Annotated in this window: 19 protein-coding genes and 1 pseudogene; 8 read left to right on the top strand and 12 right to left on the bottom strand. The window is 41.0% G+C overall.

The genetic code is table 11. The features are described 5' to 3' along the window. Positions 1 to 148: 148 nt before the first annotated feature. Positions 149 to 875, top strand: a pseudogene (locus tag Q0Y52_RS16510) (hypothetical protein). Positions 876 to 932: 57 nt separating this feature from the next. Here Q0Y52_RS16510 and Q0Y52_RS16505 read toward each other — a convergent pair. Together Q0Y52_RS16505 and Q0Y52_RS16500 are read right to left on the bottom strand one after the other, a co-directional pair. Continuing rightward, the gene (locus tag Q0Y52_RS16505) at positions 933 to 1,238 is read right to left on the bottom strand and encodes a hypothetical protein (protein WP_297823540.1); all 306 of its coding nucleotides are present in this window, start codon (positions 1,236 to 1,238) and stop codon (positions 933 to 935) included. 41 nt (positions 1,239 to 1,279) lie between these two features. After that, on the bottom strand, positions 1,280 to 1,627 hold the full coding sequence (locus Q0Y52_RS16500; RefSeq protein ID WP_297823539.1) for a hypothetical protein: 348 nt from the start codon (positions 1,625 to 1,627) through the stop codon (positions 1,280 to 1,282). Positions 1,628 to 2,053: 426 nt separating this feature from the next. Here Q0Y52_RS16500 and Q0Y52_RS16495 point away from each other — a divergent pair, with 426 nt between their 5' ends. From Q0Y52_RS16495 to Q0Y52_RS16480, 4 genes are all read left to right on the top strand, one after another. After that, positions 2,054 to 2,881 carry a phytanoyl-CoA dioxygenase family protein gene (locus Q0Y52_RS16495; RefSeq protein WP_297823537.1) on the top strand — a complete coding sequence of 276 codons (828 nt, stop codon included), beginning with the start codon at positions 2,054 to 2,056 and terminating at the stop codon, positions 2,879 to 2,881. A gap of 423 nt (positions 2,882 to 3,304) precedes the next feature. Next, positions 3,305 to 4,072, top strand: a complete 768-nt coding sequence (locus Q0Y52_RS16490; RefSeq protein WP_297823535.1) for a class II aldolase/adducin family protein — start codon at positions 3,305 to 3,307, stop codon at positions 4,070 to 4,072. A 49-nt stretch (positions 4,073 to 4,121) separates the two neighbouring features. Then, positions 4,122 to 5,297, top strand: coding sequence for a mandelate racemase/muconate lactonizing enzyme family protein (locus tag Q0Y52_RS16485; protein WP_297823533.1), 1,176 nt, complete (start codon positions 4,122 to 4,124; stop codon positions 5,295 to 5,297). Positions 5,298 to 5,304: 7 nt separating this feature from the next. Then, on the top strand, positions 5,305 to 6,045 hold the full coding sequence (locus Q0Y52_RS16480; protein ID WP_297823531.1) for an SDR family NAD(P)-dependent oxidoreductase: 741 nt from the start codon (positions 5,305 to 5,307) through the stop codon (positions 6,043 to 6,045). A 130-nt stretch (positions 6,046 to 6,175) separates the two neighbouring features. On the opposite strand, the gene Q0Y52_RS16475 is transcribed toward Q0Y52_RS16480, so the two are convergent. The 5 genes from Q0Y52_RS16475 to Q0Y52_RS16455 all read right to left on the bottom strand — a co-directional run bounded on the left by Q0Y52_RS16475 (position 6,176) and on the right by Q0Y52_RS16455 (position 11,558). Then, entirely contained in the window at positions 6,176 to 6,769 is a 594-nt protein-coding gene (locus tag Q0Y52_RS16475; RefSeq protein WP_297823529.1) for an acyl-CoA dehydrogenase domain-containing protein, read from the bottom strand. Beyond that, positions 6,735 to 8,438 (bottom strand): acyl-CoA dehydrogenase, encoded by a 1,704-nt coding sequence (locus Q0Y52_RS16470; RefSeq protein ID WP_297823527.1) that lies wholly within the window; start codon positions 8,436 to 8,438, stop codon positions 6,735 to 6,737. Before Q0Y52_RS16470 ends, Q0Y52_RS16475 begins: the two co-directional genes overlap by 35 nt. A 641-nt stretch (positions 8,439 to 9,079) precedes the next feature. Further along, on the bottom strand, positions 9,080 to 9,955 hold the full coding sequence (fghA, locus tag Q0Y52_RS16465; protein WP_297823525.1) for an S-formylglutathione hydrolase: 876 nt from the start codon (positions 9,953 to 9,955) through the stop codon (positions 9,080 to 9,082). Then, positions 9,955 to 11,073 carry an S-(hydroxymethyl)glutathione dehydrogenase/class III alcohol dehydrogenase gene (locus tag Q0Y52_RS16460; RefSeq protein ID WP_297823523.1) on the bottom strand — a complete coding sequence of 373 codons (1,119 nt, stop codon included), beginning with the start codon at positions 11,071 to 11,073 and terminating at the stop codon, positions 9,955 to 9,957. Before Q0Y52_RS16460 ends, fghA begins: the two co-directional genes overlap by 1 nt. 59 nt (positions 11,074 to 11,132) lie before the next feature. Next, the gene (locus Q0Y52_RS16455; RefSeq protein ID WP_297823522.1) at positions 11,133 to 11,558 is read right to left on the bottom strand and encodes a hypothetical protein; all 426 of its coding nucleotides are present in this window, start codon (positions 11,556 to 11,558) and stop codon (positions 11,133 to 11,135) included. 431 nt (positions 11,559 to 11,989) lie between these two features. On the opposite strand from Q0Y52_RS16455, the gene Q0Y52_RS16450 reads away from it, so the two are divergent. Beyond that, the gene (locus tag Q0Y52_RS16450; RefSeq protein ID WP_297823520.1) at positions 11,990 to 12,424 is read left to right on the top strand and encodes a hypothetical protein; all 435 of its coding nucleotides are present in this window, start codon (positions 11,990 to 11,992) and stop codon (positions 12,422 to 12,424) included. Positions 12,425 to 12,599: 175 nt separating this feature from the next. Here Q0Y52_RS16450 and Q0Y52_RS16445 read toward each other — a convergent pair whose 3' ends face one another. Beyond that, positions 12,600 to 12,965, bottom strand: a complete 366-nt coding sequence (locus Q0Y52_RS16445) for a 50S ribosome-binding protein YggL (RefSeq protein WP_297823518.1) — start codon at positions 12,963 to 12,965, stop codon at positions 12,600 to 12,602. 355 nt (positions 12,966 to 13,320) lie between these two features. Beyond that, entirely contained in the window at positions 13,321 to 13,692 is a 372-nt protein-coding gene (locus tag Q0Y52_RS16440) for a YajD family HNH nuclease (RefSeq protein WP_297823516.1), read from the bottom strand. A gap of 457 nt (positions 13,693 to 14,149) precedes the next feature. Between Q0Y52_RS16440 and Q0Y52_RS16435 the strand changes: the two genes are divergently transcribed. Continuing rightward, on the top strand, positions 14,150 to 14,737 hold the full coding sequence (locus tag Q0Y52_RS16435) for a PEP-CTERM sorting domain-containing protein (protein WP_297823513.1): 588 nt from the start codon (positions 14,150 to 14,152) through the stop codon (positions 14,735 to 14,737). A 234-nt stretch (positions 14,738 to 14,971) separates the two neighbouring features. Here the strand turns inward: Q0Y52_RS16435 and Q0Y52_RS16430 are convergent, their stop codons facing one another. Then, positions 14,972 to 15,712, bottom strand: coding sequence for an enoyl-CoA hydratase/isomerase family protein (locus Q0Y52_RS16430; protein WP_297823511.1), 741 nt, complete (start codon positions 15,710 to 15,712; stop codon positions 14,972 to 14,974). Between the two features lie 345 nt (positions 15,713 to 16,057). On the opposite strand from Q0Y52_RS16430, the gene Q0Y52_RS16425 reads away from it, so the two are divergent. Further along, positions 16,058 to 16,345: a YkgJ family cysteine cluster protein gene (locus tag Q0Y52_RS16425; protein ID WP_297823509.1), complete on the top strand. Its 288-nt coding sequence runs from the start codon at positions 16,058 to 16,060 to the stop codon at positions 16,343 to 16,345. An 8-nt stretch (positions 16,346 to 16,353) separates the two neighbouring features. Here Q0Y52_RS16425 and Q0Y52_RS16420 read toward each other — a convergent pair whose 3' ends face one another. Both Q0Y52_RS16420 and Q0Y52_RS16415 read right to left on the bottom strand, forming a co-directional pair. After that, positions 16,354 to 17,226: an amidohydrolase family protein gene (locus Q0Y52_RS16420; protein ID WP_297823507.1), complete on the bottom strand. Its 873-nt coding sequence runs from the start codon at positions 17,224 to 17,226 to the stop codon at positions 16,354 to 16,356. A 13-nt stretch (positions 17,227 to 17,239) separates the two neighbouring features. Continuing rightward, complete coding sequence (locus tag Q0Y52_RS16415) at positions 17,240 to 18,010, bottom strand: SDR family oxidoreductase (RefSeq protein ID WP_297823505.1); 771 nt, start codon at positions 18,008 to 18,010, stop codon at positions 17,240 to 17,242. Positions 18,011 to 18,178 lie beyond the last annotated feature (168 nt).

The raw sequence follows: 18,178 nt of genomic DNA, 5'->3' as shown, positions 1-18,178 counted from the left end.
AAGCATTTATTACGGGCACTTTTGCAGGTTTATCGGCTGTTGCCCAAGTAGATGGACGCACCATAGGTAGTGGTCAAAAACCTATGTTAGCGCGACTACAAAAACTATATATTCAGTTGATTGAGACTGAAACACAAGGAAGTGACTGATGACGCTGAGGATTGCGATGTGGTCTGGTCCACGGAATATTTCTACAGCCATGATGCGTAGTTGGGAAAATCGCATTGATACACAAGTAATTGATGAGCCATTTTACGGATTTTATCTGTATAAAACCCGCAGCCCACACCCGTGTTTTGATGAAGTGTTGCAGAGTCAAAGTGTTCGTTATGAAGATGTGACCAGTGAGCTGGTTAACGCTAAGTGTACAAGCAAAGTACAGTATCAAAAACATATGACACATCATATATTAGCAGGGATCGATTTAAGCTGGGTCAAAGAACTACAACATTGTTTTTTGATCCGCGATCCCGCTGAGATCGTCAATTCTTATACCAATAGCCGTGGCGTCTGTTCGGTCGAAGATATAGGCATTAAAAGGCAGTTTGAGTTGTATCAAGAAATTAGTCTGGCTTCTGGTCAAGACATCCCTATTGTCGATTCAAATGATGTGCTCAAAGATCCTGAAAATACTTTAAGACTGTTGTGCGAAAAAGTTAAGTGTGCCATTTATGCCAGCAATGTTGAATTGGCCAAAAGGCAGCCGTGCAAGCGATGGTGTTTGGGCAAGACATTGGTATAAGAGTGTTGAAAACTCCACTGGTTTTGCACCGTATTCGGAGAAACAAATACAGCTGAATGATGAGCAGCTTGATGTGGTTAATCAAGTTCAGCCTTTTTATCAGCAACTCTATGATAAAAGAATCATTGTTTAGTCTTACTTACCAATCAAATGGGTGAGGCCGACTCAAAATGCGGCCCACCAGGTTTAGCTATTCTTGAGTTTTGTAACGGCGTTCCACTTTTTTTAACAGTGCCGGGTTGTCAATTTCCAAAACAACCACTTGGTGCAAGACAATTTTTCCTTTTACATCCGATGACTCATCAATCGTTAAGGTTGGTGGGTTATGTTCACGTGATTTGTCACTCCACCAACCCCCATCATCTTGAGACTCAAACTCTATATCTCCGCCAACAACTGAACCGTCAACAAGGTTGATGCTGCCATTTTTGGTCTTGACGTCATTGCTAACAAAGGTTTGGGTGAGTAGAAATATCGCCATTAACCGTCGAGACATCTTTACCTACCATTGAGTCAGCGCCAAGGGTAATGTTGCCATTAATCAGTGCTAACGTCACGTTTCACTGACAAATAGGTTTGTGCTTGGATGTCTCCATTGACGGTGGACAAATCATGTACCTGAACGTTGTTGTCTACTTCGATATTGCCATTGACGGCATTAACATCTTCAGCCCTAACATTATCTTCAATATTGATATTGCCGTTGACTGACGAAAGCTCACCCACTTGTTTGTTTTTGGAAACATCTACGCCACCAAACACACTACTATAATCAGCATTATCACTGTTATTATGATCTTGAGCACCCACGTGAATGATACAGCCTGATGTGCTTAAGGTTAAAGCGGTCAGTAATGCCGCGGTTGATAATTGAGAAGATGTCATAGTTGCCCTTTTTGCATAATGTGTTGTTGAGTCTAGTGTTAGTAGCGGGTAGGAGCAGAACATGTGCCAAATTGTTAAGTGTATGATAAATATAGTTATTTTTGTTTTGTTAATAGTTAGTCGCAAAGAAATCTACACAAATTTAGTCAAAATAGCAATTTATTGGTTAGCTATATTGATTTGAGACTGTGATAACAAAAATTAGTCCTATAATCGATGGCGTGAGTAAAGTGGTGCAGCCAATGGGCCGTTTAATGTGTTAGGTCAACGAGTCTTATTATCAATCCAGCATTGAAAGGGCTTAATGCATAAGGTTATCTGGTAACCTATGATGATGGTTATATCAGAAGCTTGAAATTTTGTCTTATATAAGCCATCTTGCTAGCCTTAATATCATCCCACTTCTTAGTAGTACGAGACACTTAAATGCTGACAAAAGAACAATTAACATCTTACCAACAAAATGGATATTTGGTACTCGAGCAGTGCTTTTCAGACGAGCAGATGCGTTCACTTAAAAATTCTGCAAATAAAATAGTGACCAATTTTGACCCCAATTCTACCCGGTCTGTATTTTCCACTGAAGATCATAGTAAAACGCGGGATGACTATTTTTTATCTTCTGGCGATAAAGTGAGGTGTTTTTTTGAAGAAGATGCCTTTGACCAAGCAGGTGGGCTTAAACAAGATAAGTCACTGAGTATTAATAAAATTGGTCATGCTTTGCATCAACTTGTTCCCGAATTTAAGACTTTTAGCCACAATAATAAAATTAAAAGTATTGCACAGGATCTAGGATTGCAGCGGCCTCAAATTCACCAATCCATGTACATTTTCAAACAACCTAAAATTGGCGGTGTTATTCGTTGGCATCAGGATGCCAGTTATTTTTTTACATCACCTCTTTCAGTGGTGACATTTTGGCTAGCAGTGGAAGATGCAACCTTGCTAAATGGCTGTTTGCAGGTGCAATCGGGCGGGCCGGTTATCCCCTTAAAAGAGCAGTTTTTGCGTTATCCCGATGACAGTACAGAGTTAAAAACTTTACATGATATGCCGTGGCCGAACGATGATTGTGCCAAACCTTTAGAAGTTAAAAAAGGCACATTAGTGGTATTTAATGGGTTGTTACCACATTTCAGCGCGCCTAATTTATCTGATAAGTCGCGTCATGCCTTCACCCTGCATATTACCTGTGCCAATACGCAATATGCCACAGAAAACTGGCTCCAAGCTGAGCCAAGTTTACTGTAGTGATTTTGATTCGATACTTAACAGAATTCAAATCACACAGAGCAATGAAAGCACATAATCGATAGATGAATAAGAATACGCAAAACCTTAGCTTTTTGTTGACGAGCGATTCTTGATTCTAACCTCGTATTTTCAAAGGATTTCAGATTTTCATGCTTGGTGCTGACTCGTTATTGAGCTTAATAGTTGATGTAACAATGGCCAGAATATAGAGAATTGTGCCAATCCAGATAATTAAGTGGTTTCTACAGGATAATGATGTGGGGTGAAGCGTAACATTCTGCGCTATGAGCCTTAAAGCATATGAAATAACCACAGACCTTATCTTTTCTCTCAATTATGAGGGGCAATTAAGGTAGTATTTGCGTTATCGCTATCCGCTGATAGGCGTTTAATTAGGTTAATCAATAAAGGGCAGGCAAGGTGTTTCAACTCGAAAAATTTAGTCTTAAAGACAAGGTTTCGCAGCAAGAATGGCAAACGCGAGTAGATTTAGCCGCATGCTATCGGCTGGTGGCTGATCATGGTTGGGGTGACCTTATTTATACTCATTTGTCAGCAAGGGTACCCAGTACAGAACATTATTTGGTGAATGCCTTTGGTTTAACGTTTGACGAAGTGACCGCGTCTAATTTAGTCAAAGTAGACTTGCAAGGTAACGTATTAGATGGCTCACCCTATCACATTAACCCTGCTGGTTTTACTATTCATAGTGCCATTCATGAAGTACGACATGATGCACAATGCGTGATCCATTTGCATACCAAAGCCACAATTGGCGTGGCAACGGTACAAGGTGGATTACAACCTTGGAGCCAATATGCGATGTTTTCGTTATCATCGTTAAGTTATCACGGTTATGAAGGGTTAGCCGTGGATGATGCTGAAAAAGTCCGCTTGCAAGCTGATCTTGGACAGACCAATCACATGCTACTGCATAATCATGGTGGATTAACGTTGGGCGCAACTGTAGGTGATGCGTTTATGCGTTTTTACGACTTACAAAGAGCCTGTGAGATTCAAATGGAGTTGATGCAAAGTGGTCAAGACATTATCGAAATTCCACAACCTATTGTCGAGGGTATTTATGCACAGGCAAACATTGTACATAGCGGAGAAACAGGTGGGCAAAAAGCTTGGCCAGCCATGTTAAGGCGCGCTTATAAACTTGACCCTACTTTTTGTGAGTAATCCAATTTTAGCGAATTAGCTTTCCAGAATTTAAGAATAGGAAATAAAAATGAAAATTAACCGTGTTGAAATTTTCGACATTCATTGCCCAAAACGCACCATGTGGAATCCGATTTTTGTGCGAATTCATACAGATGAAGGCTTGTCAGGCGTTGGTGAGGCAGGTTTAGCCTACGATTTAGGCCATAGCGCTGCTGCGCATATGATTAAAGAGATTGCAGAAGCTATGTTGATTGGTTTTAACCCTATGAATACCGAGTTATTGTGGTCGCGTATGCTGCGAGAAAGCTTTTGGGGACTAGGTGGAGGGCCGGTTTTATATGCTGCTATGAGTGCGATTGATACTGCCTTGTGGGACATTAAAGGCAAAATCTTTGGCGTGCCGGTTTATCAACTTCTTGGCGGTAAAACCAACGGTAAATTACGCACTTATGCCAGCCAGTTGCAGTTTGATTGGGACAAAGAAATCACAAAGTTAACTCATCCAGAGCAATATGCAGAAGCGGCACTGAAGGCGGTAGCAGAAGGTTATGATGCGGTTAAGGTTGATCCCATAGTGTACGATGCCCAGGGAAATGGTTCTTATGACCGCACTAAATTATTTACTAAACCGCAAATGCGCTTATTTGGTGATCGCTTACGGGCTATTCGCACGGCCGTAGGGCCAGATGTAGATATTATATTTGAGTCGCACTCGTTAATGGGCGCAGCCTCGGCGATTCAAATGGGTGAAGTGGTTGAAGAAGTAGGCTGCATGATGTACGAAGAGCCAGTGAACTACTTGAATTCTGCTGTGCATAAAAAAGTCGCTGAAAATGTACGAGTACCTATTGCTGGGGGCGAACGACTATATCACCGCTGGGATGTGCGCCCTTACTTTGAAGATCAAAGTATTGATGTTTTGCAACCCGATGTGGGGCTATGCGGCGGATTTACCGAAACTAAAAAAGTCTGTGATTACGCTGATGTATACGATATTCGCGTGCAAGCCCATGTATGTGGTGGCCCCGTGGCGACTGCTGCTAGTTTACATTTAGAAACTGCCATCCCTAATTTCTTAATTCATGAGCATCATACTTATGCGATTAAAGATTGGAATAGAGAGTTATGTATTCAAGATCCTCAGCCGGTTAATGGATTTTTTGAAGTGTCAGAAGAGCCGGGCATTGGTATTGAACTAAATGATGAATTGGTTTATCGCTCACCTAATATGGAAGTGAAGTAAGCTGTCTATGAAGCTACAGGGCAAAGTGGCTATTGTGACTGGTGGCTCTAGAGGTATTGGTGCGTGTGTTGCTCGAGAGTTTGCAGCACAAGGTGCGAAAGTTGTAGTGAATTACCTTAATAGCCAACAAAAAGCTGATGACATTGTTGCCGATATTATTAAACACGGTGGCTTGGCAGTAGCCGTTCAGGCAGATGTCAGTCAACAAAGTGGCATTGATACGTTAGTTGAGCAGGCATGTACGGCATTTGGCGGGGTTGATATTTTAGTCAACAACGCTGGATGGGCGACACTTGAGCGCTTGCAGGATATTACCCTTGCTGACACTAAGAAACAGTTTGAACTAAACGTATTTGGACCAATATTTTTAACTCAAAAAGTATCAACCATCATGCCAACTGGCAGTGTCATTATCAATATCAGCTCGATTGCTGCAAAAGGTGGGGCAGGGGGCAGCATCTACTCTGCTACCAAAGCTGCCATGAATACATTAACTAAGTGTTATGCGTCAGAGTTGGGTGACAAAGGTATTCGAGTGAACGCCATCGCCCCTGGTGCAGTTGAAACCGATTTATACATTGAGGCAGGTTTATTTAAACGTGAGGACGAGATTATTGGGCAAACTCCATTAAAACGACTGGGTCAACCTCAAGACATTGCAAGCTTGGCTTTATTCTTAGCTTCTGAAGATTCGTCTTGGATTACAGGTGAAGTGATTCAAATCAGTGGTGGAAGGTTTATGTCCTAACAACACTTATGCATTCAAGTGGTTAAGTGGTTAAGTGGTTAAGTGGTTAAGTGGTTAACGGATTTACATTTAAAAACCGGAGTTGAAATATCAACTCCGTTTTTGTTTTCAAATCACTCTGTCTTAGAGTTTACGCAGCGTTTGCCCTAGCTGAGTCTTTGTCGTTTACCAGCTCTACGTTGCTATCTAACAAGTCCATATCAAAAGTGAACTCGTCAACCCGGATAGCCAACTTACGTTTGTCATTGTATTCGATGACTAACGCGACTTCCTGTGCGGTCAGTTCACCGGCTTGTTGCAATTTACCAACCGCATGCTCAAAAGAAATGAAAGGCACTACAGGTGTCTTGCGCAAAGCTTTTTGAACCTTTTTGAGTTGTGGCATCACGGCATGTTTGGCCTTAAACGCCTGCTCGTTGATGTCGTTGCCATCCCCGGGGATGACTTTAACCAAATGGGACAACTGTGCTTTGATGCTGGTGTCTTGCATCGAAGCTTCAGATAGTTTACGTTTTAAGTCATCTGAAATACCTGTAACAGCCGTGGTGTATGTGTTGGTTAATACACGCATTAAGCCGCGTACAGCCGTATTTGGGAAATTCACAATAAACTCATTGAGTGCTGTTTCGCCTTTGTTTAAACACCACTGAATAGCATATTCAAAGTATGGTAATGCCTCGCTGCGACTCTCAACACGCTGCTCGTAAAACCGCACGACAGCCATGGCATGCGTACATGTAACTCATTACGTCACCAAGACGTGCTGATAACATTTCAGCTTTCTTCAAATCACCCGCCAGAACCAGTAGTGACAAATCAGCCATAGGGGCTAGTTTGGCAGAAAGGGCATTCATACGTTTTTCGTACTTTACGCACTTCCGGTAAGGCTGACTCGAGCGCCGCGAGTGAAAGGAGCAGGTAGCTCTTGGACAAACTGCGGAGCGCGTTTTTGACACTAAAAGCAATCGGTTTTGCCGAGTACCTTGTTGAATCGTAGCATCGGCATCTTGCTCGGTACTATGGATAAGGTCAACCATTTCTTTTAAGTGTGGGTGGCAGCGCATGGTACCTTGACCAAATATCATTAAACTACGTGTCAGAATATTTGCACCTTCCACTGTAATCGCGATAGGTAAAGCAACATAACCACCAGCTAAGGTATTTTGTGGCCCACGCTGAATGGCTTTACCTGCTTGGATATCCATCGCAGAGTTGACTACTTCACGGCCTAGTTCGGTCATATGATACTTAGCAATCGCCGTTACCACACCTGGTTTAAGACCTAAGTTAAGGCCTTCTGTGGTCAATACTCGCATAGCCTCAAGGACAAAGGTTTTACCGGCAATGTCAGCCATTTCTTCTTGAATACCTTCAAAACGCCCAATCGGTACACCAAACTGCTCACGCACAAAGGAATATTCAGCTGTAGATTTAAAAGATGTTTGGGCCGATGCTACGCCCATTGCTGGCAACGATATTCCACGGCCAGCACCCAAGCAGGCAACGAGCATCTGCCAACCACGGCCAATGTTATCTTGTCCGCCGATGACAAAGTCCATAGGAATAAACACGTCTTGTCCACGTGTTGTGCCGTTATAAAAGGTCACTCCCATCGGGTCATGGCGATTGCCTAACTCAACACCAGGGTGTGATTTAGGGATAAGTGCACAAGTAATACCCAGTTCGACTTGTGAGCCCAATAAGCCATCTACATCAAATACTTTAAAAGCCAAGCCTAGTACTGTCGCTATGGGTGCTAGCGTAATATATCGCTTGTCCCAAGTTACTCTGAGACCAATGACTTCTTTACCTTCCCACATGCCTTTAGTGACGATGCCTGCATCTGGAATAGCGCCGGCATCAGAGCCTGCTTCTGGGCTAGTTAAGGCAAAGCATGGAATATCTTGGCCCACAGCTAAGCGTGGAAGGTAATGATTTTGTTGTGCTGGTGTGCCGTAATGCATTAATAACTCACCTGGGCCTAAAGAATTAGGCACCATAACGGTAACGGCTAATGCACCACTTTTGGCTGCTAGTGTTGCTACTATGGTTGAGTTGGCATAAGGAGAAAACTCTAAGCCACCAAATTTCTTAGGAATGATTAAGGCAAAAAATTTGTTAATAGATAAAAAGTCTAAAATCTCTTGTGGAATATGTTTTGCGCTTTGCAAAGCAAAGTCATCCACCATGGATAGTACTTGATGAACGGGACCGTCTAAAAATGCCTGCTCTTGGGCACTTAGCTTAGCTGTAGGTATGGTACGCAATGCATGCATGTCAGGTTTACCCCGATAAATAGACGCTTCTAACCATACATCCCCTGCCTCTAAGGCTTCTTGCTCGGTAATTGAAATAGGAGGTAATACTTTTTTAAGACTTGTTCTAATACTCATTTTATCTCATCCGCTCATCTGACCAGTTGTTATTTATAATACTGATTTACATGAAAAGATCAAAATATTTAATATGTTTGTTAATGATTTACGTATTAACTATCTTTATGGGATATAAAATAGTTATATTTTTCAATGATCTAATTTAAAAATTTAATTTTAATAAAGTGAAAAAAATAATAATTTTTACTGTGATGAGATAATTTTGATGAGTATCTGTGATCTTTATATAGCTTTTTTTAAATAAATGTACATTCTTATAGGTAATTAAAACATTCTAATTGAGATCTAAAATACTATTAAAAGATGTTTTGTAGGTAAAAATAAATTGATGATGTGTTCATGTTAAATCTGTGTGATAAACGGGCTAATATGTGATGAAACATTTGCCAGTTTGGCATTGATTAACGCATAACAAGCCTGTTACGCGTCAATCATATTGGCTCTAGCGGTCGATAAACAACTTAGCTCACAAAATGGGCATTGCAGGTGCAATACCACAGGCAAGTAAACCAATATCATTGGAATGTCACTTTGGTTGAGTACAGTTGGTTTTAATGCTCTAACTGTTTATTAATACTGGCTCTGTAAGTATGTTGTGCTGTATTAACAGAGTGGTCATTGAAACCACAGGAGTAATATTATTCCAGCAAATATTTCCCATGGAACCTCAAGTGTTCTTCAATAAAGCTAGCAACAAAAAAATAACTGTGGTCATAACCTGGGTGATAACGAAATTCAGCTTTGTACCCTATTTCTAATGCTACGCTTTCTAATGGTTTAGTGAGTTTCTGAGTATGATAAAAATTATCATCTAGGCCTTGATCCACTAACATTGGAATATGCAGGAATTTTCCTTGTTGACGCATCAATGCACAGCTATCGTAAGCTTCCCAGTCCCTTTGGTTAGCACCTAAATAGTTGTTAAAAGCCTTTTGACCCCATTGGCAATCCGCGGGATTAACAATAGGCGCGAAGGCAGATACAGAGCAATATTGCTTCATATTAGACAGTGCAATGATGAGCGCGCCATGCCCCCCCATTGAATGTCCGCCTATTGCAGATTTAGCTTTGACATTAAATTCTTTATTAATCAGGGCGGGTAACTCTTCAACAATGTAGTCGTACATTTGATAATGCTCATGCCAAGGTTCTTGGGTGGCATTAAGGTAAAACCCTGCTCCTAAGCCTAAATCGTATGCCGCATCTGCCGCATCAGGTACGTTATCGCCACGAGGACTGGTATCAGGCATGATCAGCATGATACCTAGTTCAGCCGCTACCCTTTGCGCGCCAGCTTTTGCAGAAAAGTTTTCATCAGTGCATGTCAGGCCACTCAACCAATAAAGCGCAGGTAACTTTTCGTCTTGGTTGACAATCGGTGGAATAAATACGCTAAACTGCATTTCGCATTTGAGTACAGCTGATTTGTGGCTGTAGCGTTTTTGCCAACCACCAAAACACTTATTAGCACTGAGTTCCGCTAATCTGCTTGCACCTTTGGTTGCAACTGTCATTAGAAATGCACCACTGTACGAATAGACTTGCCCTCATGCATCAAATCAAAAGCAGAATTGATCTCTTCTAATGGCATGGTATGTGTAATGAAGGTATCTAGTTCAAATTCACCGTCCATATAACGCTGCACGTAATCGGGTAATTGGCTACGACCTTTTACGCCACCAAAAGCGCTGCCACGCCAGACTCTTCCCGTGACTAATTGGAATGGCCGAGTGGATATTTCTTGCCCCGCTCCTGCTACGCCTATAATAATGGATTCTCCCCAGCCTTTATGACAACACTCTAATGCCGAGCGCATCACGTCAACGTTACCGATACATTCAAAGGAGAAATCTACACCACCCTCTGTCATATCGACTATGACCTCTTGGATCGGTTTGCCGTAGTCTTTAGGATTAATAACATCTGTCGCCCCTAATTGTTTGGCGATTTCGAATTTACCATCATTAATATCGATAGCTATAATGCGCCCTGCATTGGCCATTTTTGCGCCTATTATCACCGAAAGGCCAATGCCGCCTAAACCAAATACCGCAACCGTATCACCTACTTTTACTTTTGCAGTGTTGGTCACCGCGCCCATACCGGTTGTGACACCACAACCTAGCAAACACACTTTTTCTAGTGGAGCGTCTTTTGGGATTTTTGCTAAAGCAATTTCAGGTATTACGGTATGTTCAGCGAAAGTAGAGGTGCCCATATAATGATAAATGGGTTGTCCTTTAATAGAAAATCGACTGGTGCCGTCGGGCATCACGCCTTTGCCTTGTGTGCTGCGTATTGCCTGACACAAATTAGTTTTGCCTGATAGGCAGAACTTACACTTTCCACATTCGGGCGTGTACAAAGGAATAACATGATCACCTACTTCAACCAGTGTCACTCCTTCGCCAATTGCTTCAACAATACCCGCGCCTTCATGGCCTAAAATCGCGGGGAATAATCCCTCTGGATCATCACCAGATAATGTATATGCATCAGTATGACACACGCCGGTAGCAACTATTCTGACCAACACTTCACCTTTTTGTGGTGGTGCTAAATCAACTTCTTCAACTTTTAGTGGTTCACCAGCAGCCCAAGCAACCGCTGCGCGAGTTTTAATACTTTTCATTATTTGTCCTTAATTTATTCAGTCTATTGCCCGGATTGGGGCTATTATACCCATATGACCTAAAAACAATATCCGAGTAAGCGAATACTTTCGGCTTTCCAGAACACATTACTGATCTCATATCCTTCAGCACAAAGCTGCTCTTTTACTAGTCTTTGTTTTAAGCCTTGAGCGGCCTGATCTTCCAAGTCAAGTTTGGTTTGGTTGTTGGCTTGCATGGCTAATCTATTGGGCCTTTCTTGCAAAAAACGCTCGTCAGTTTTAAGTCGCTTTATTTTGGTACGACCATCGCGGAGTAACGATTCCTGAGATGTATTCTGCCAAGAAATGCCATAAACAAATTCAGTTTGCCCTTTATCCGTTACCCGAGAGTCAAATTTTTCATCTGTCATGATTGGCGGGGCATGACTAGCACATGCGCTAACCAATAAGCTGATAGTTAAGATTTTAAATAAAACGTGGTTTAACAAAATGTGATTTAACAAAAGGCACTCCATATTTATATTCAATGATGCTCATATTAAACAGGGTCAAAGAGGATCGCAATTTGTCATCTGCATTTAGGGAAAATCTATCAATCAGTTAACCATAAATGGGTGATGAAAGAGGGGAGTTATTACGCAACCGTATCAAGATATAAGTTCGCACACTATTGCAGCAAAGTATGAATGTAGTATTGTATTATTAATAGTGAGTCATATGGAATTTTAGCGCTTTTAAAAAAGCAGATCGGTATATTGGTTCTAAGTTGAACGGTGAGTGTTCAAACATTAGCAGCTAATAATCTTTATAATGTATTTTCAGTGGGTTATTCAGATGTCGAATTTATTCAAGAACCCGACAAAAACCTTGGCTATATAATGGTTTTGGTTATCAGTTTGACCCTCAGTGGTATGTTGAAGCGGGTTACCAAAAATTGATCCATAATACTTTGTACTCGACTGATTTACCGACCGCCACAGATATTACCAATGCTGAAAATGTTCAACAAGGCGATGTTTTGTTTTTGACTTTTCTTGGTAAAGCGTCTAGTCCAACTGGAGAGTTATTTTATCGACTAGGTGTGCTAAAAACCGATATTCGTGGCCAGCAACTTTTAGTGGGCGTGAGGGAATGCGAATTTGGCCAAGCCAATGTAATGGCCATTGCTGATTTTGGTGCCGCGACAATCTGTGATTATGACGAAACAATCTGTGATTATGACGAAAGTGGTGTCGCTGGGGTTATTGGTTTAGGTTATGATTATTTTGACGGTGCCCGGATTATGGTTCGCGCTGAGATAGAATATATTAAGGGGCAAGATAACTTAACAGTGACCACGGCTACTGTTGGGCTGCGGTATAATTTTTGAGCCGATTGTCTCGTGATACCAGTTAAAAGCAATCATGAATTTAATCACAGAGATATATGCACACCGAGAGCATTGAGTTTAATGACTGCTCATTGAGCAGTCATCATTACATTGATTCATACAAGACCTAGATTCAATGTAGAAGTGCACTTCCTTTTTTCTTAGTGTTCAATCCTTACATTTCGTAAAAAGCATCCACTAAAACACCTACGTTTACTTCACTGACGATAGCATTATTATTCAGGAGCGCTTCAACAGCAGTTCTGTTTTCTTCTGTGGTGTTGCCATAACGTTCTGCGGATGTCACAGAGCCTTGGAATGACTCATTATCGTTTTCAAGACTGATATAAAGCTCTTCGGTATTGACTAGTGCTTCAAGACTATTAAAAAATTGTTCATATTGTTCATATTGTTCATATTGTTCATATTGTTCTTCTGATGCTTCGGTTAACACAAAGCTAAACTCAAAGCCTAAGATAGCCCACTCACCTAAATACATTTTTTTTTGAAGACGTTTTGTTCTGCTTGGTTGTACTGACATTATATTACCTGTAAAAGTTAAAAAAAATTAAGCCATGACTTACCCCGAGAATGCGCCCATCGATACTAAGTGTTTTCGAGCGCATACTATCAGCTTTTGTCAAATTGTATTGAAAGAATAATAACTGTTGATGGATGTTACATGATGATCCTGAAAATAAAGAAGTATGTGTGATTTATATGATTGGCAATCACCCAAGTAGGGTTTGTCAGTCGTGAAGCGACATTATATATATTGACTAAGCAGTTTTGGCATAGCCATCAGTGTTCATCCTACTGGTATCATGAGAAATACTTTATCGATAAAGTAAGAAAATAGTATGAGTGCTGAGCCTGTATGAAAAACAACCTGGCACCTATTTTTTTTGTTGCATTTTGTCTTTTAGATCTGCAAATGGATTGTAAGTGCTGGTTTTGATTTCGGTATCTTCAGTACTGCCGTAGCGCACCAGATTTTCAAACTTAGAATGCTCTTCATCATGACAATACAAACACAGCAGTTCCCAGTTACTGCCATCGCTGGGATTATTGCCATGATTATGATCGACGTGGTGAACCGTTAACTCCGAAAGATTTTTGTGGAAAAATTCACGGGTGCAACGGCCACAGATCCAAGGATATATCTTAAGGGCTTGTTCTCGATAACCCGATGCGCGCTTGGTTATATATGCTTGTTGCTCGGCTAATACTTGTTCGTAACTGCCTGCCCCAGATTTTTGATTCGACATGTGTTTTTCACTTAAAATAACTGACCCTTTATTGGAACACCCATAGTAACAGTGGTATGGGTATATACAACCAACTGAGTATTTCACTTTGTAAGGTGAGCCAATTTTACCTTTTGATCTGCTAGGGTCGAGGTTAAAAGTTCTGACCTCCTTCTTGCATGGTTATGGGGGGGTTATTAGAACTACATCGATGATACGATTGCTTATTATTTGTACGTTTGTGTGTCGGGTTATTTTACATATCCGAAAAATTTAATTTTGTTTTTTTATAACCCATTGTAATTGTTGAATATAATAATTTTGGCCTGCTTTGTGCTGTACCATTGTTTAGTACACGATGAATCATCAACTTAGTAACTACCTTCCAATGAAGGTATTAAGAGGAATATTAAAATGAAAAATAAATTTTTGAAAATGGCTTTTGCTGGATTAGTTTTGACGGCTAGTGGTTTTGCAAATGCCACAATTGACATTTGAAATGTCAATTGTGGCTGACAATGACTTTGCAGTGTTTAGTGGGAACGCTACAAATATTAACAACATTTTGTATCAAAACAACGTAGGTTGGAAAACTCAAATTGGAAATTTATCTTCTCTCAGCTTTACTCTTGCTGCGGGTGATGACAAATTCTATGTTTTGGGTATGGGAGGAGGGGGACAAGAAGAAAACATTAGCGGTTTGATTAATGGTGTGAATATGACATCCGTATCAGTTGCAATGAGCTCTAACCTTAGTTCCTACCTTACTGGTTACAATAACTTTGATGTAGAAGCAGCAACATACAGCGCTAGTTTAGCGGATGTACAAAATGCGTTCTCAAATGTATCTTCTTGGTCTGATGCAGCCTCAAACTTAAATAGTACTCAAACAGTAATTGAAAAAGCTGGTTACGGTTCTGGATTCGCATTTTCTACAGGCAATGCACACTTGTTTAGTTTCGATGCGGAAGATGCAGGTGTAAAGGTTCCTGAGCCATCAACCCTTGCCATCTTCGCATTAGGCCTAATGGGTTTAGCATCACGTAGATTTAAGAAAAAATCTTAATTTAGTTAAAAACTATTCTAGAAGCATCTGCCAATCGGTAGGTGCTTTTTTTTGTGCGCCAATCGATGGGGGCAGTGACGTTGATTGACCAAATTTTGTACTGCGGGCATGCTTTTTTGTCTTGTAACACTCTTACGGGCAAACATTAACGGCTAGGGGCAATCTTTATTGTCGCTACACCTCTAAGTAACCTCAGCTCTGGTTGAATAGCAAAACAGGCATTAATTACCTAAGTTAAGGTCGGTTTAGAATAATGTTCACAATAACTAATCGAAGACGTGCGTGGCTTTGAAAGCTAATGTTTGTATCATAAAAACGTTTCCATAAAGGGCGCAGTAACCAAAGTAACAAAAATACCATAGACGGTAAGTGTTTCTTTTTTCGCCATAGAAACGTGAATTGGCCTCTTAAAAATTCAGCGCCAAAAAATCGGTTAGCAAGCTCGATTGACTCACGTTTATTAACCGCCTGTAATTCTGATAAGGCAATGCCACCTAAAATTTTGCGTCTGCGGCCATCAATCACCCATTGCTGAGCTATTTTTTGAGCTTGGGCTTGCAGTTGATCTTTTGGTACGACCCATTGTACTAAACCCGCAGTGAGGGCTTCTTGTGCGTTGGGCCTCCAGCCTTCCTTTTTTAACATACGCTGTGCATTCTTTTCTCCCATCAGTGTTGCAAACTGAACACTAGAACACCCTTCTGGTGTAATCCCCAGTGCGGCGAAAGGGGTTGAAAATGTTGATGTGTTAGCCGCAATAATAGCGTCGCATAACGTGGCTGAAGTCACGCTGGCACCAATAGCAGGGCCATTGACTGCGACCAAAATAGGTTTGGGGAATGTTAGATACTTATCAAATAAGCTTTGGTTATGTTCAACAATCAATTGATGCAGTTTTTTAGGTGCCATTAGTTTTAAAGTGCCACCCAGATTGACACCTGCTGAATAATAATCCCCCGTTCCGGAGAAAATCACGGCTTTAGTGGCTTCATCTTTAGCTGCGTTTCAAACGCTGTCGCAAAGGCCTCCATCATTTCGGTTGTCCAGCCATTTAATTTCTTTGGCTTGTTCATCATGATAGTCAGTACGCCAGCTTTCAACGAGCTTTGTATATAAGTAGAAGAATTTTTACTAAGGTTTAGGTAATTCAAAAAAGGCACTCTAGTCATTCTGGTCTGGTGATTATTACCGAGTTTTAAAGGGATAACTAGCGCCGTATGTAACTCGGTGCAGGTTTTACTCAAAGAGAGTATTCAGTGAGCTCGAGAATATTTATTATCTAGCGTATCCTAGTAATAACTTAATGCATGAACGTTTAGTATGATTGTAGTAAAAAATATCCCCCCTACAGAAGTGACATGTTCCAACTGCAAGGCATGTTGTTGTAGTTTAGAAGTGATGCTCATCTCAGATACGGGTGTGCCTAGTCAACATATTCATGTTGATGAACATGGGAGTGAAACTATGCTGCGCTTAGACGATGGTTGGTGTTCCGCTTTAGACCGAGATACATTAATGTGTTCTATCTATGAGAATCGCCCATGGATTTGTCGAGAGTTTGAGATGGGTTCTTATGAATGTATCAATGAACGATTGGAGAAAATGTAGGTTTTTGTTCAAGGTAAACGGTACCAACTTTTAGCATTACTAAAAGTGATTTTTTCAAAACATTGAGCACTTATTTCAGGTAATACTGCGTAAGTATTCCATATGTCGGCGTAGGACATTGATAATAAACACAGTGGAAAGTTACTGGCTAACATCACTCTTGTATCGCCCAATGTTACTATACAGTCTTGTATTACATTCGCGGCATGCTCTGGTTGCCAGGCTCTATTCGACATTTCCCAGCCTGATAATTTAATCGCGACATTTTCACATTGACTCAGTTTTTGTAGGTTGAGCTTCCATTTTCCTTGGCTGTACACATCGTTTTTAGTGGGGGGAGCCCCTCCATGATTAATGATGATACGCACTGACTTATGTTTGGTTGCTAATTTAAATAATTGTTCGATAGCGGGTGCATCTGCCAGTGATAACTGCGCGTCAAAACTGAATTCATATTGTGATAACAAAGCAAAATGTTGATCTATTAATTCAGACGTCAGAATTTGTTCAGCCTGTTCATCGAGAATATACCGAATACCTACCACTGATTTTCGTTGTTTTAACAACTTGATATGTTCAGCAAAAGTTGTGGCGGTGATATCGGCAAAGGCCACAGATGAAAAAGGGATGGAGCAATGCTGTTGTAACCAGTCTATTTCTCGCCAAGGCAGGTGATTGTCAAAGCCTGCTTCGATGTGCACAAATCCAGCCAGTTGCTGAGGTGGATACATCCATACATCTGCTTCCACAAAACTTTTGTTTATAATTTGCTTGTCTGGCCAAAAAGGTGGATTTTGAGGTTTTAGCCAAGCGTAATCGCCTTTTTGCAGATTAAATAAGTGCAGATGGGGATCGATAATTTTGTGGTGTGAGTCAGTCATGGTGTTGGATGCGCTATTGCGCCGTATAACCGCCGTCGATGACTTGCAAACTGCCAGTGATAAATCGTGCATCATCAGTGGCTAAAAAATAGGTCAAAGCGGCTACTTCGCTAGTTTTTCCGAGTCGTCCTATGGGTTGCAGTGCTGCTTCTTCAGCATGTACTTGCTCAATATTGGCACCCGATTGAGCAACATAGCGATTAATTGCTTTATGATACAAAGGGGTTTCTATGGTGCCGGGGCAGATAGCGTTGGCTCTTATTTGATATTTAGCGTAATCCAAAGCCGTCGTTTTGGCCATTGAGGCCAATGCGGCTTTGCTCATGTTGTACACAAATGAGTTATGTTTAGCAATCAGTGCTTGGTCAGACGCCATATATAAAATTACGCCGCTTTGTTGTGATTTCATCTGCGGCAACACAGCTTTAGTCGCTGCTATAGCGCCTTTTACATTTAAGCCAAATACTTGTTCAAAATCCTTTTCATCTGTGTCTTCTATGGTTCCAGAAAAATGTATGCCTGCGTTTGAAACAAGGCAGTCAACTCTGCCATATTGCTTAATAGCGTCTTGAATACACTCGCTAACCTGAGACGATACTGACACATCACATTTACGCCAGTTTATTGCTTTTGATTGTGCTGGATTGGCTTGAATATCAAGGTTTATCACGGCGTAACCTTCAGCGCTAAACTTTTCGCACACGGCATCACCTATGCCAAAGCTTCCTCCGGTGACAATACAAACGGGCCTATTTAATGCGGGTGGTGTTATCGGGTAAGACATATAAACTTAATGTAAACTAAAAACATCCTATAAGAGTAATGCAACAAGGCTGGCTGACCAAGTATAAATACGTATTTTGTGCAATACAGTTGCTTGGGGCTATTGTAGAATATTGACCAAATTATTTTGTATTGTTAGGGCTGTTGAACTTTCCTATATCACCTTATC

The organism is uncultured Paraglaciecola sp., assembly GCF_943787955.1.
GTDB lineage: Bacteria > Pseudomonadota > Gammaproteobacteria > Enterobacterales > Alteromonadaceae > Paraglaciecola.
This window is presented reverse-complemented; position numbering and strand designations above follow the sequence as displayed.